The following is a 14,788-nucleotide window of genomic DNA, read 5'->3' as shown; positions in this document are numbered from 1 at the left end:
ATTAATACCTTATACCATAAAAGGAGTAATATGGTATCAAGGCGAAGCGAATCGCAGGGATTATTATTTGCTGCTTCTGAGTGTGCACCTTTCTTTAAAACAGGCGGCCTCGGGGATGTTATGGGATCTTTACCGAAAGAACTGGCTGCAAATGGTCACGATGTTCGTGTCGTATTGCCCTATTACATTCAAAAATTGGATAAAAAAACGCAAGAACAGTTAGAAGATGTGACTGATTTCACTGTAAAAGTAGGTTGGCGCCAACAGTATTGTGGTATTAAAAAATTAGTGAAAGACTCTGTGACCTATTATTTCATTGATAATCTCTTTTATTTTGATCGTCCCAATCTCTATGATTATGGTGACGACGGTGAACGCTTTGCTTTCTTTCAACAAGCTGCCATAGAAATGTTGGAAAAAATCGATTTTATCCCTGAGGTGTTGCATGTCAATGACTGGCAGACAGCTATGATCCCAGTTCTACTTAAAGATAAGTATGCCTGGATCAATACTTTGAAGGATATCAAAACAGTTATAACGATTCATAATATCCTTTTTCAAGGTGTTTATGATCAGTACATCCTATCCGATCTATTTAATATAGGATATGCTGCCTTTCACGAAGAAGGGTTGAAATATGGCGATAAGGTATGTTGGCTAAAAGGCGCTCTATATTATTCCGATTTAGTGACTACCGTAAGTCCGACATATGCTGAAGAAATTCAGACACCTGAATTTGGTTATGGATTAGACAACGATTTGAGGAAAATCAATTATAAGCTCGTAGGCATATTAAATGGTATTAATTACGATACCTATAATCCTGAAAAAGATAAATCGATACCCTATCAATTCTCGGCAGCAGATTTAAGTGGGAAATTGAAGGATAAAAAAGCATTGCAAGCAAGAGTAGGGTTACCTGAAGATGAAGATATAGCTTTGATCGGTGTGGTTACAAGATTAGATGAACAAAAAGGTGTTCAGCTTATTGTAGATGCCATGGAAGAGCTGCTTAACTTTAGGAATGTACAGTTTGTCTTGCTCGGAACGGGAAAATCATATTTTGAAGATGCCTTTAGACACTTCACTTGGAAATATCCAGATAAGTGTCAGGCAATTATCGATTTTGATAACGAATTGGCACAATGGATTTATGCCGGCGTAGACTTTTTCCTTATGCCTTCAGAGTTTGAACCCTGCGGCCTGTCTCAGCTCAATTCATTACGTTATGGCACAGTGCCTATCGTACATGAAGTCGGTGGGTTAAGGGATACGATTGAGCCTTATAATGAGTTTGCAGAAGAAGGTACCGGCTTTAGTTTTCACGACTTTAATGTGAGAACCATGCTTAATACCATCGATCGTGCCTTAAAAGTTTACTATGAAAAACCCGACAGTTTTGAATTGTTACAAATTCGCGGGATGACTGAAAATAATAGTTGGGAAAAATCAGCTGAAGAGTATATCCAAAAATATAAACACTTAGTTTATTAATAAAAGAACTCGAATGATCAGCTTAGTGCTGATCATTCGGGTTCTTTTATAAAAAAGTAAAAGAATTGTCACTTAATACATGATTAACACTTATGACAAAAGTATTGAATAGATAGAATGTTAATTAGACATTCTACTGAAAAATAAGAAGATGCGTCACTCAGTGTATCTTTTCTTATCTTCACCATTGAGGTATAATTATCACCATCACATGGAGGAATGCATATGACATTAACAGTTAAAGAGTTTATAAAAGATTTTAAAGTACAATTTCAAAGTTTATACGCTTATTCTTATGAAGAGGGTTCAACCGAACAACAATATAACGCACTTGGTTTGTATGTGAAAAATTATTTATCCGGTAATTGGAAAGAAACACGCGAAAAATATGTAAAAAATAGTGTGAAGCAAGTCTACTATTTTTCGATGGAATTTCTTCCGGGACGACAGTTGAAAAGTAATGCCTATAATTTAGGATTGCTTGATACGATCAAAGAAGGATTAAGTGAAATGGGCTTGTCTTTTGAAGAATTAGAAAAAGCTGAAGCTGATCCGGCATTAGGGAATGGGGGATTAGGGCGTTTAGGGTCCTGTTTCATGGATTCACTTGCTTCTTTAGGCATTCCCGGAAATGGGAACGGTATCCGCTATCAATATGGCTTATTTAAACAAAAATTTGTCGATGGTTATCAAGTCGAATTGCCTGAAAATTGGCTGCGTTACAGAAATGTCTGGGAAACACGCAATGTCAAATCGACATGTATGATCAGATTTGGCGGAAATGTTTGGCTAGAAGACAATCTCTTAGGGCATTTGGAAATGAAGTATGAAAACACGCTGAATGTTTTAGCGGTGCCATACGATACGCCTATGGTCGGTTATCGAAATAATACAGTTAATAATCTCAGATTATGGTCTGCAGAGATTCCGGTTGAAGAAGAAGATAATTACCCAACGTTGGAAGCTACGGAACCAATCAAAGAAATCACACAGGTCTTATATCCTGATGATTCAAATTACGAGGGCCGCTTACTGAGACTAAAGCAAGAATATTTTATGGTTTCAGCAGGTATCCAATCTATTCTACGTCATTTCACTAAGTATAATGTGCCCAGAAAAAATATACCTGATAAAGTAGCGATACACATCAATGATACACACCCTGCTTTGATCATTCCAGAGATGATGCGCATATTGCTTGACGAAGAGCATCTATCATGGGAACAGGCATGGGAAATTACTTTTAAAACATGTAGTTATACCAACCACACAGTTTTGCGTGAAGCTTTAGAAAAATGGCCAGTAGATATGATGAAGGATTTATTGCCGCGTATTTATATGATTATCGAAGAGATCAATCGACGTTTTGTTGAAACAACGATTCCTCTTTACGGTGAACGCCTAACCTGGCAAACAGCCATTCTTCAAAACGGGGTAGTCAACATGGCTCACCTTGCAGTCATCGGAAGTCACAGCGTCAACGGTGTAGCTAAGTTACACACCGAAATTTTGATGAATGATGTATTGAAAGATTTCTTTGAACTTTATCCTGAACGTTTTAACAATAAAACCAACGGGATCACGCCAAGACGCTGGGTCCATCTATCCAATCCGGGATTAACTCAACTTATTGACGAGAAAATTGGTGAAGAATGGAAGAAAAATCCTTCAGAATTAAAAGTGTTCAAAGGTTTTGAAAAAGATAAAAAAACAATCAAAAAATTAGCTGAAATAAAACTTGAAAACAAACAGCGATTGGCGGATTACATTGAAGAAGTAAAAGGGATAAAAGTTGATCCTAATGCCTTATTCGATGTCCAAATCAAACGGCTGCATGCCTATAAACGTCAACACTTAAACATGTTGCATATTCTCCATCGTTATTTAGAAATCAAACAAAATCCAACGATGGAATTTGTGCCTCGAGTATTTATTTTTGGAGCGAAAGCGGCACCTAGTTATATTTATGCAAAACAAATAATTAAAGTGATTAATTCATTAGCCGAGTTGGTCAACAACGATCCTGATGTGGGAGATAAATTGAAAATAGTTTTCTTTGAAAATTATGGCGTTTCACTAGCTGAAAAAATTATTCCTGCAGCTGACATCAGCGAACAAATCTCGCTTGCCAGTATGGAAGCTTCAGGAACAAGCAATATGAAATTAATGGCAAACGGAGCATTGACTTTAGCAACACTGGATGGTGCTAACATCGAAATCAGAGATTTTGTTGGTGAAGAGAACATGTTTGTTTTCGGTTTATCCAGTGACGAAGTATATGAATTGAGAGCAGCTCAAAATTATAGTTCAAGAGAAATCTATGATTCTAACGATAAAGTTCGTCGGAGTTTAGATGCCTTAAGAGATGGGACGATTCCTGGACTGCAAGATGAAGGCAATGCTATTTTTGAATCCCTTGTCCAATATAATGATGAGTATTTTGTCTTGAAAGATTTTGACTCGTATGTTGAAGCACAGGAAAAAATTGATGAACTTTATAAAAATGAAAAAGAGTGGACAAAAAAATCACTCTTGAATATTGCCTCAGCTGCACCATTTTCAGCAGACTACACAATCAAACGGTATGCGGATGATATTTGGAAAGTGAAACAATATGGTGAACAAAAGCAACTTGTTTCCCCCCTTGATGAACCTATGGCATGATCCCCTTAATAGGATCGGACTTTTTGCTGTAGGAACCTCGAAAAAACCGGAGTAGAGAAATCTACTCCGGTTTTTTGTGTCTTTTATTTTAAACCAGCATTATGAGCTAATGTTATCCGAGTTTTCGCTTACTAACGTCATTTATTATATAAGAAAAAAGGATGGAACTAATGTCCCATCCTTTTTCCTTATATATGAAGTTGATATTATCCTAATATTGCGAAGTAGCCTATAACGACAAGACCAATAATAATTCGATACCAGCCAAACGAGCTGAAATCATTTTTTCTAATGTAGTTCATCAAAAATTTAATCGCAAAGATAGAGACGATGAATGAAAAGAGACAGCCGACGAGTAATATTATTAATTCCTCAGGCGTAAAACTGAAACCGAAGCCAACTAATTTAATTAGGCTGGCTCCAAACATGACGGGAATAGATAGGAAGAATGAATATTCTGCAGCAATCGGTCTGGCTGCTCCAATTAAAATGGCGCCAACAATGGTCGCCCCAGAACGAGATGTTCCCGGTATGAGCGCCAACACTTGGAAAAAACCAATCATTAACGCGATTTTATAGGTTAACTGTTCCCAGGTCTCGATTTTTGGCACTTTACCTTCGTTCCGTTTTTCAATAATAATAAAGGCAATTCCGTAAAAAATCAGTGTGACGGCCACCGTCTGCCAATTGAAAAAGACATCATTAATAACATCTTCAAATAACAAGCCGAAGAAAGCAGCTGGAATCACACCGATGACGACTTTTAGCCAGATATGCCACGTTTCTTTTTTCTGGTTATTGTCCTTGTCACGGTCAAACGGGTTTAACTTTCTGAAAAAGATGATGACGACCGCAAGTATCGAGGCCAGTTGAATAACAACTAGAAACATCTCTTTAAATGCTTCGCTGGTATTCAAAACTAAAAACTCATCGACAAGGATCATATGACCGGTACTACTAATAGGTAGCCACTCTGTAATTCCTTGTACGATTCCTAAAATGATGGATTTAATAATTTCTATAAACACTTGGATAACTCCCTTTGTAATATTTACTAGCTTTCTTATAATATCGAACTTACGGTGAAAATGCTAGAAATTATGGATAATTTAATATAAAATTCTTTTTGGTTCAAGATTTCCCTTAAGTATGCTATTATTAACAGTAAGATAGCAAATATATATGAGCAATATAACACCTAAATATAAAGAAAGCAGGGGAAAATATGGGAATGTTTGATTTTCTAAAGGGAAAAAGTAAAGAATCGAAAGATCCAAATGCAACGTTGATTAGTCCGGTGAATGGTAAGGTGATTCCAATTGAGGAAGTAGAAGATCCAGTTTTTTCTCAAAAAATGATGGGAGATGGCTTTGGCATTGTTCCAAGTGACGGCGATGTTTATTCTCCAGGATCAGGTAAAGTTGTAAGTGTTTTTCCTACACAACATGCTGTTGGTTTAGAGCTTGACAATGGTATCGAAGTTCTTGTGCACATAGGAATAGATACGGTAGAACTCGAGGGGGGTCCTTTTGACACCTTAGTTAAAGAGGGCGATAGAGTTACACCTGAAACAAAAATATCTACTGTTGACCTTGAAGGCTTGAATAAAGCAGGCAAGAAAAACACCGTCATTGTGGTCTTTACGAATATGGACCAAGTCAATGAGTATACACTAAATATAACTGGTGAAACAACCAGAGGCACTGAGATTGGTACAGTTTCTTCAAAATAATCTATCATTTAAAAAGCGTCCTTGGATTTCTATCCAAAGACGCTTTTTCTAGTTTATGGGTCGAGCATATGAAAGGATATCACCTAATGTCGAATAATCCATACCGGATAAGCGAGCCATAGGATCCAATTTATCAGCGAGAATATAATCTTTTTCTGAATCAAATACCTCTTTATCAAAGTGAAAGTCAGTTACTTTCAAGAGGAAATGATCCGTAATGATCTTGCCGGACTCATCTTTTATGGGAACATATTGATATAAAACTGTCTCAAATCGAATCAAGGCTTCTTTAATGCCAGGTACTTTAACTGTTTTGCTGTCGGCTAAATGCAGATGCGTAAGTTCCAGTTCGCTTTTATCTGGAGACAGAGGCGCAGATGTTTCGTTCATTTCTTCGGTGAGTGATCGGCTGACGATATGAACAACTGCTTCTTTTTGATGCAATAGATTGTTAGCTGTATCTTTTGATTTTTCATTTGTTCTCAAGATAGAGACTGAGAGTAAAGGTACTTGGTTAGAAGCTACACTAAAAAAACTGAATGGGGCTAGATTAATAATGTCGCCTGATTCATTAAGGGATGTGATCCATGCTATCGGTCGTGGGATCACGCTGCCTGTTAAAAATTTGTATTGTTGCTTTAACGATATATCACCTGTTTTATAATGATGCATAATTGACTCCTTCAATTGGTTGACGAAAATTTAATCAAACATGTTTTTTAAGATTCAAATTTAATACAAATAACTTCAGGGGCATAAACATCCTTTTGCAAGAGCGTGAGTGTTCCGTTTTCTTTGTTTCTCTCAAATAATGTTAAATTGTCCGAATCTTGGTGACCAACTACGATGAAATCTTCAGAAGGATCAAGATTAAAATCACGGGGTATTTGTCCTTCGGTTGGCGTGTAATTAACTAAGGACAAGGTCCCGTCTTCAGCTACCTTGTACGTGACAATTGAGTCATGCCCACGATTTGATGCATAGACAAACTTGCCATCGGAAGATACGCGAATCGCAGCTCCACCATTAAACGCTTCGTGCTCGTGTGGTATAGATGAGATGGTTTGAATAGGACTCAATGTGCCATTCTTGCTATTATAGTTGAAAACCAGTACATCACTGCTTAATTCTCCGAAAACATAAGCGAAGCGATTATTAGGATGAAACACAACATGTCTGGGACCTGTTCCTGGAGTGACCGGGATGATATCACTAACAGTGAGCTTGTTATCCTCATCAAGCGTGTACAAGACCACTTCATCAGTCCCTAAATCACAGGCGATTAAAAACTGACCATCTGGTGTTAGATCGAAGTAATGGGCATGAGGTGACTTTTGATTTTCATGCACTGATTTTCCTGAATGTGTGTTTTTGTCTAGTAAAGATAATTCACCTTCTGCTGATGTTTGGTACACACAGACTTCACCTTTATGGTAGTTAGCAGTGAGTACCAGATTTTCAGTCTGATCATATGCGATATAACAAGGCGGTGCACCTTCCTCGAACAAACTATCTACCTCGGCATATAAACCATCTGTACTTTTTTTGAAAGATTTAATGCCCCCTTTGCCATCAGGCGATTTTGCAATTGAAAAAAGCAAACTGTAGCCTTCATTCCCGGCAAGATAAGTGGGGCTCTCTACAGGGATCTCTTTTTTTAAATTTTTTAATTTTTTCTCTGTGACGTCTAATTCTATACTATATATACCCTCACTTTTTCTCTTTGTATAGGTACCCAGTAAAATCTTTTGGTTCATATTTATTCCTCCTCAAATCGATTTGATTCACCTAAATAGTATAACAGATTTAAGAAGAAGGATACAAAAGAGACAGTTCTATTTGAATTTGAAGTATATTTATTCATTTCAGTGAAATTTATATGCTAGAATATAAGTAATTAATAATAAGTAGGAGTGGGTGAAAGACGTGGAAACTGAAAAGAAAGAGAAGCATACTGAACAATGGTATAAGACTTGGTTTTGGAAGCAGATAATAGATAATAAATTTGTGACGGTCCTTTTGATCATCTTTCTTTTAGCAGTAAATATTTATATGATTACCAGTATTTCTTTTATATTTGAGCCAATTGCAATTGCCTTTAGTATCATCGGACCACCGATCATTTTTGCCGTTATCTTTTATTATCTGCTTACGCCGGTGGTCGACTGGTTAGAAAAGAAGCGTTTTTCTAGAAATTCTGCTATTGCGTTCGTTTTTAGTATTGTTATTCTTCTCATAATAGGAGGAATAAACTATATTGTTCCGATTATTCAAATACAGGTTGCTTCACTTTTAGAAAGCTGGCCGTCTTATTGGTCAAATTTTATTGGACAAATAGAATCTTTCTTCAATACTCAAGCTTTGTCAGAATTTATGAATGAAAATGGTGAAACCCCCTTTATTGAAACAGTCACGAATCAAATGTCATCTGTTTTAAATGCAACTGTTGGTGGGATTGGCAGTGTTATTGGGATAATTACTCGTCTGTTTATAACACTGTTTACCACGCCGTTTGTTCTATATTACCTACTTAAAGACGGAAAAGAAGTACCACATAGAGCTTTGAAATTTATACCTACTAAAGCAAGACCAACGGTTATTAGGCTTTTAACAGATATTAACAGACAAATAAGCTATTATGTCAGGGGACAACTGATTGTGGCTATATTTGTCGGATTTATGTTCTATATCGGATTTTCGCTGATAGGATTGGACTTTGCTTTGACGCTAGGCATATTCGCGGGTTTTTTAAATTTGATTCCTTATCTGGGTTCTATTATCGCCACTATACCTGCGCTTATTATAGCTGTGGTGGCTTCACCTTTTATGTTGTTTAAAGTTCTCATTGTTTTTGGAATTGAGCAGTTACTGGAAGGCCGTGTGATTTCTCCACAGATTTTGGGAAGTTCATTGAAGATTCATCCTGTCAATATTATTTTTCTTCTCCTGATTGCAGGTCGTTTATTTGGATTGATAGGTGTCGTTTTTGGAATACCAGGTTATGCCATTATTAAAATAGCTGTTTCGATGTTCTTTGAATGGTATAAAAAATATTCAGGTCTTTATGAAAACGAAGATGAGGCAGCTGATATATCAAAGGAAATAATTGAAACAATTAAATAAACTGACGTTTTAATTCTTGGAAACTGGGATTAAAACGTATTTTTTTTAGATTATCTCTTGCGTTATGACAAGCTGTCACATATAATAATATGACATGACAATTTGTCATGTTTATATCTGCAGAAGGAGGCAATGATATGCCGACACAAACTTTTTTCAACTTACCAGAAGATAAGAAGAAACGACTGATAGCTGGAGCAATGAAAGAATTCTCGGCTAAGTCCTTAAATGAAGCATCTATTTCTAACATCGTAAAAAATGCTGAAATTTCCCGGGGAAGTTTTTATCAATATTTTGAAGATAAAAAAGATTTATATTTCTTTTTGATTGGGAAATTTCGTTATAATTATCGCAACTTGATGTTTAAAAGTTTTTCGGAAAAAGATGGTGATTTTTATGAAGGATATAAACTGTTCAGTGAGAAATATATAAAATATATTATGGAATCCGAAAAGTTTGGATTCTTTGAAAAAATGTATTTACACATGAATTATCAGATAAATCAAGAGGCGTGCGTCGATTTTCAGCAGACCGAATCTCATAAACTGCCTAAGGGTGAACGCATAGTTGATGTCGTAAAAAGAGATAATCTTAAAGTGACGTCTGAAACAGAGCTTGTTGATGTTTTGAGATATATATTAAGCATGCTGAACGACACGGTTATGGAAGGTTTCTGGAAAGAATTATCTGTCAGTGAAACTCAGCTGTTATTTTCAAAACGACTACAGTGGATCACTTGTGGCATTGCCATTGTTGATAAGAAAGAGGAGAGCGAATGATTAGATTAGCGAAATGGATGAATCCATGGAGGATTTTATTAAGTTTAATATTTTTAGCCATACAAGTCGTGGGTATGTTAGCCCTGCCAACGTTCACGGCTAACATTATTGATTACGGTGTTGCAGAAGGAGATATAGATTACATCATACGTACGGGCTTAATTATGCTGGCCTTCACATTGATCACGATTGTTGCTGCATTGATAAATGTCTATTACGCGGCAAAAGAATCACAAGGATTAGGAGACACGATCCGCAGAAAAATTTATACAATGGTGTCTTATTTTACTAATGAAGAAATCGACAAATTTGGAACGTCTACATTGATTACGCGAACAACCAATGATGTCATGCAAATTCAGTTTGTTATGATGATGGTCCTGCGCATGATGATGCTGGCTCCTTTTCTTGTCATCGGGGCGGGCATTATGGCTTTTATAAGAGAACCTCAATTAGCCTTTGTTTTCTTGATCTCTATGCCAATTTTAGGTCTCCTGTTATTAATTATTTTAAAATCCACAGGTCCTATCTTTAAGTCCATGCAATTGAAGACAGACAGGCTCAATAAAGTGTTTCGAGAAGGCTTAACAGGCATTCGTGTGATCCGTGCATTCAATAAAGACGAGTATGAGAAAGAGCGTTTTGATGAAGCCAACTGGGACTTTGCTGCGACGTCAATTAAAGCATACACCCGCTTAGCATTCATGATGCCTTCAATGATTTTGGCAGTAAGCGTAACGAATATTATGATTGTCTGGTTTGGATCTCAATTGATCAGTACAGGTGATATGCAAGTGGGCAATTTAGTCGCTTTCTTGACTTATGCCATGCAAATTCTTATTGGCGTCTTTATGGTTTCTATGGTCCTCTTTTTCCTGCCGCGAGGACAGATCGCTGCTGCACGTATCATAGAAGTATTGGATACACCCAATATTATTAAAGACCCTGCTCATCCGACCAAATTAAATAAAGAAGAAGATGCTTCATTACACTTCAATCATGTCAATTATCGATATGCCGGGGCCGAAAAACTTGCTCTCAAAGATATTGATTTCACTCTAAAAAAAGGAGAGAGATTAGCTATCATTGGAGGCACCGGTTCTGGGAAAACAACGTTAGCCAATTTGATCCCCCGTCTTTATGACATAGAAAGCGGATCGATAGAAGTTAATGGCGTTGACATTAAAGCGGTCAAACAAGGTGACTTACGCCAACTTATCGGTTTTGCTCCTCAAAAAGCCGTCTTGTTCTCAGGGACCATTCGAGACAACTTGAAATATGGTAAGCCGGATGCCAGTGATGAAGAAATATGGCATGCTTTGGATATAGCTCAAGGCAAGGACTTTGTATCGAGCTTATCAGGAGGGTTAGACTCTCGCGTTGAACAAGGAGGAGGAAACTTCTCTGGCGGTCAAAGACAACGATTAAGTATTGCGAGAGCACTGGTAACAGATGCGGATATTTTGGTATTTGATGATTCTTTCTCAGCTCTTGATTTCAAGACAGATGCTAAACTGAGAGAAGCATTGGCACCAGAAACAAAAGAGGTAGCCGTTGTCATCATTGCTCAACGAATCAGCACAGTGGTGGATGCTGATGAAATCATCGTGCTGGATAAAGGCACCATAGCTGGTAAAGGTACGCATGAAGAATTAAAAGCAACGAACAAGGTTTACCAGGAAATAATGGAGTCTCAGTTGAAAGGAGAGGACATTTAATGAAAGATAGCGAAAAAAGTGCGGCTCACTTAAAAGCTGAAAAAGCAAAAAATTTCTGGGGAACGACCCATAGACTTGTCCGGTACATGTCCACTCGTTCTTGGGGCTTAGCAGCGACCCTGCTGATGGTTATTGCTTCAACGATAATGGCTACGATAGCGCCATATATTTTAGGGCGAGCGACAACTGAAATTTATCAGGGGATTCAAGAGGGAACAGCTTTGAGAGAAGCTGGAACGGTAGTGGAAACTTTCCCTATCGATTTTGACTATATTCGAAACATTTTATACATCGTTGCTGTTGTGTATATTGTTGAAGCGGTGTTCCGATATTTTCAGCAATTCATTACCGCCCGTATCGCTCAAAAAACAGTTTATGATATGCGAAAAGATTTGAAAGAAAAAATGTCGACATTACCTATCCGTTATTATGATACCCATTCTAACGGAGATATTATGTCACGCGCTGTTAATGATATGGATCAGATCGCGAATACACTTCAGCAATCATTGACACAGTTCATTTTAAGTGTGGTCCAGTTTGTCACTGTTCTGATTATCATGTTCGCTATCGACATTCGACTGTCACTGGTAACGATCGTAACCGTTCCTATCAGTTTCTTGCTTATTGCCTACGTTGCACCAAAGTCTCAGAAACAGTTTGGACTACAGCAAAAAGAATTGGGCATACTCAATGATCAGGTAGAAGAGACGTATTCAGGACATACCATTGTTAAAACGTACAACAGAGAAGAAGCTGAAATAGAAAAATTCATGGTGCAAAGTGCTAAGTTGAACGATGCCTCATGGAAAGCACAGTTCCTGACAGGGATAATGATGCCATTAGTCAGCTTCTCACGAGATCTGGGATACTTTGGGGTCGCGATTGTCGGTGGGATAGGTGTAGCTAACGGGTCTGTCTCTCTGGGTAATGTGCAGGCGTTTATTCAATACGTCAACCAATTTTCACAACCCGTCAGACAAATTGCTAACTTAGCCAATACCATTCAAGTAACGATTGCTTCATGTGAGCGAGTTTTTGAAGTGCTTGATGAGGAGCCGATGGAAGAAACACATTCCGGTTTGGAACCTAAAAAATACTCGCCACACAAGATTGAGTTTGAACATGTCCAGTTTGGTTATGATAATGACGAATTACTGATGACAGATTTCAATTTAACCGTTAAAGCAGGCGAAATGATTGCTGTTGTCGGACCGACCGGAGCAGGCAAATCGACGCTGATCAATTTACTTGAGCGTTTTTATGATGTTAAAGGCGGAAGTATTCGTTACGAAGGTATCGACACAAGAGATATCGAGCGTAATGACTTGAGAAGTAAATTCTCAATGGTTCTGCAGGATACATGGTTGTTTAACGGAACGATTTGGGAAAACCTCAAATATGGTAGTCATGATGAAAATCCGAGTGATGAGACGATACTTGAAGCCTCAATAGCGGCTCACGTTGATGAATTCGTCAGACGTTTACCGGACGGTTATGACACGATTTTAAACGAGGAAGGGACAAACATTTCTCAAGGGCAAAGACAACTTATCACGATTGCCAGGGCCTTTATTGCAGATCCCGAAATACTAATACTAGACGAAGCAACGTCTTCTGTTGATACGCGTACCGAGATATTGATTCAACGCGCAATGGGTAAACTGCTGGAAAACAGAACCAGTTTTGTGGTGGCTCACCGTCTATCTACGATTAGGGATGCAGATAAGATTATCGTTATGAATCACGGTGATGTTCTGGAAACAGGCAATCATGATGAGTTAATGGAGCAAGACGGCTTTTATGCTGATTTATATAACGCACAATTCCAAACACCAGTTGAACAATTAAAAGCTGTATAAAGAAAAAGCTGTCTCATGAGAGGCAGCTTTTTTATAATATAGGAAAGTGTATAATATAAGACTCAATAACTAGTGTGATACCAATGTCAGGAAGTATTTACTGAATTGAAGACGAGGGTTCGACACTTAGTCGTTAAAAGTGCCGTCGTAACGACCGAACATGAGGATGTTCGGTCGCTACGAGCGACTGAAGTTGTTGAAACGACCGAAGTTGGGGCAAGTTCGACACTTAGGAATTAAAAGCGTTGTCGTACTGACCGAATAAGAGGATGTTCGGTCAGTACGAGCGACGGATATTATGCAAACGACCGAAGTTGGAGCTAGTTCGACACTTAGGCGTTAAAAGTGCTATCGTAATTACCGAATACATCAGTAATAAAAAAGAACACCTGGGTTATCAGTATAAAAGTTGATAACCCGGGTGTTCCATCTGTTATTCTCCTGGATGCGAAGCGATCATGTGCAGAGTACCCTCAAATCTCCAGGTCTCAATAGATGCAGGGAGAATGAAATGATCACCTTTAGCACAATTGTAGATATTATTCTCGATGACCAACTGTCCTTGACCGTCTAGTACGCTCACTAATGTGTAGGGAGCTTCTTTATGGAAAGAAGCTTTTCCTTCTATAATCCATTCTTTAACAGTAAAGAATGAATTTTTAACCAAAGTAGTTTCTGTAAGGTCTTCTTTTTTTATGGTTTGCAGTTCCAGCTCAGGATCGTTATGTGGAACAGTTGTGACTGCAATCGAATCTTTGATATGCAATTCTCTTTTTTCACCGTTATCTTGAACGCGGTCGTAGTCATAAACACGGTAAGTCGTGTCACTCGATTGCTGTGTTTCTAGAATCATTATGCCACCACCAATAGCATGGATGGTCCCACTAGGAACATAAAAGAAATCGCCAGGCTTCACTACTTTTTTTCGTAACAGCTTATCCCATTGTCCCGTTTCAATAAATTCTTCTAGTTCTTTTTTTGATTCAGCGTGATGGCCATAAACAATTTCGGCACCTTCTTCAGCATCAATAATATACCAGCATTCTGTTTTACCTAATTCACCCTCGTGTTCCATACCGTAGTTGTCATCAGGATGAACTTGAACCGATAAATCTGTCTCTGCATCTAATATTTTTGTCAGGAGCGGGAAAACATCTCCTTTAGCGTAGCCAAATAATTCTTTATGCTCATCCCACAAATTTTTTAGTGTTTTTCCTTTAAATGATCCGTTGATAACAGTACTTGGTCCGTTGCTGTGGGCACTGATAGCCCACAATTCTCCTGTTTTATCACTTGGAATAGGGTAATCGAATAAGGTGTTCAATTTCTTTCCACCCCATAATTTCTCTTTGAATGCACCTTTTAAAAATAGTGGTTCTGACATACACATGCTCCTATCACTTTTTTCTTTAGTTT

The 14,788-nt window shown here is 37.8% G+C and carries 11 protein-coding genes; 7 read left to right on the top strand and 4 right to left on the bottom strand.

Annotation, left to right across the window (positions count from 1 at the left end):
• The first annotated feature begins 30 nt into the window (after positions 1–30).
• Together glgA and R6U02_RS02225 are read left to right on the top strand one after the other, a co-directional pair.
• Positions 31–1,494, top strand: a complete 1,464-nt coding sequence (glgA, locus tag R6U02_RS02230; protein ID WP_410262006.1) for a glycogen synthase GlgA — start codon at positions 31–33, stop codon at positions 1,492–1,494.
• 225 nt (positions 1,495–1,719) lie between these two features.
• A complete protein-coding gene (locus R6U02_RS02225) occupies positions 1,720–4,158 on the top strand; it encodes a glycogen/starch/alpha-glucan phosphorylase (RefSeq protein WP_410262003.1) in 2,439 nt (812 codons plus the stop codon).
• 206 nt (positions 4,159–4,364) lie between these two features.
• Here the strand turns inward: R6U02_RS02225 and R6U02_RS02220 are convergent, their stop codons facing one another.
• A complete protein-coding gene (locus tag R6U02_RS02220; RefSeq protein WP_410262002.1) occupies positions 4,365–5,186 on the bottom strand; it encodes an undecaprenyl-diphosphate phosphatase in 822 nt (273 codons plus the stop codon).
• Between the two features lie 203 nt (positions 5,187–5,389).
• Between R6U02_RS02220 and R6U02_RS02215 the strand changes: the two genes are divergently transcribed.
• The gene (locus R6U02_RS02215) at positions 5,390–5,890 is read left to right on the top strand and encodes a PTS glucose transporter subunit IIA (protein ID WP_410262005.1); all 501 of its coding nucleotides are present in this window, start codon (positions 5,390–5,392) and stop codon (positions 5,888–5,890) included.
• Positions 5,891–5,938: 48 nt separating this feature from the next.
• On the opposite strand, the gene R6U02_RS02210 is transcribed toward R6U02_RS02215, so the two are convergent.
• Both R6U02_RS02210 and R6U02_RS02205 read right to left on the bottom strand, forming a co-directional pair.
• Complete coding sequence (locus tag R6U02_RS02210; RefSeq protein ID WP_410262001.1) at positions 5,939–6,562, bottom strand: flavin reductase family protein; 624 nt, start codon at positions 6,560–6,562, stop codon at positions 5,939–5,941.
• A 47-nt stretch (positions 6,563–6,609) separates the two neighbouring features.
• A complete protein-coding gene (locus R6U02_RS02205; protein ID WP_410262000.1) occupies positions 6,610–7,647 on the bottom strand; it encodes a lactonase family protein in 1,038 nt (345 codons plus the stop codon).
• A gap of 169 nt (positions 7,648–7,816) precedes the next feature.
• On the opposite strand from R6U02_RS02205, the gene R6U02_RS02200 reads away from it, so the two are divergent.
• The 4 genes from R6U02_RS02200 to R6U02_RS02185 all read left to right on the top strand — a co-directional run bounded on the left by R6U02_RS02200 (position 7,817) and on the right by R6U02_RS02185 (position 13,372).
• Entirely contained in the window at positions 7,817–9,013 is a 1,197-nt protein-coding gene (locus tag R6U02_RS02200; RefSeq protein ID WP_410261999.1) for an AI-2E family transporter, read from the top strand.
• A 137-nt stretch (positions 9,014–9,150) separates the two neighbouring features.
• Entirely contained in the window at positions 9,151–9,792 is a 642-nt protein-coding gene (locus tag R6U02_RS02195; protein ID WP_410261998.1) for a TetR/AcrR family transcriptional regulator, read from the top strand.
• On the top strand, positions 9,789–11,510 hold the full coding sequence (locus tag R6U02_RS02190; RefSeq protein WP_410261997.1) for an ABC transporter ATP-binding protein: 1,722 nt from the start codon (positions 9,789–9,791) through the stop codon (positions 11,508–11,510). Before R6U02_RS02195 ends, R6U02_RS02190 begins: the two co-directional genes overlap by 4 nt.
• Positions 11,510–13,372: an ABC transporter ATP-binding protein gene (locus R6U02_RS02185; RefSeq protein ID WP_410261996.1), complete on the top strand. Its 1,863-nt coding sequence runs from the start codon at positions 11,510–11,512 to the stop codon at positions 13,370–13,372. The genes R6U02_RS02190 and R6U02_RS02185 overlap by 1 nt, the downstream gene beginning before the upstream one ends.
• A 433-nt stretch (positions 13,373–13,805) precedes the next feature.
• Here R6U02_RS02185 and manA read toward each other — a convergent pair whose 3' ends face one another.
• Positions 13,806–14,756, bottom strand: a complete 951-nt coding sequence (gene manA / locus R6U02_RS02180) for a mannose-6-phosphate isomerase, class I (protein ID WP_410261995.1) — start codon at positions 14,754–14,756, stop codon at positions 13,806–13,808.
• Between the last annotated feature and the right edge of the window lie 32 nt (positions 14,757–14,788).

It is taken from the genome of Alkalibacterium sp. (assembly GCF_046484155.1).
In the GTDB taxonomy this organism is placed as follows: domain Bacteria; phylum Bacillota; class Bacilli; order Lactobacillales; family Carnobacteriaceae_A; genus Alkalibacterium.
This window is presented reverse-complemented; position numbering and strand designations above follow the sequence as displayed.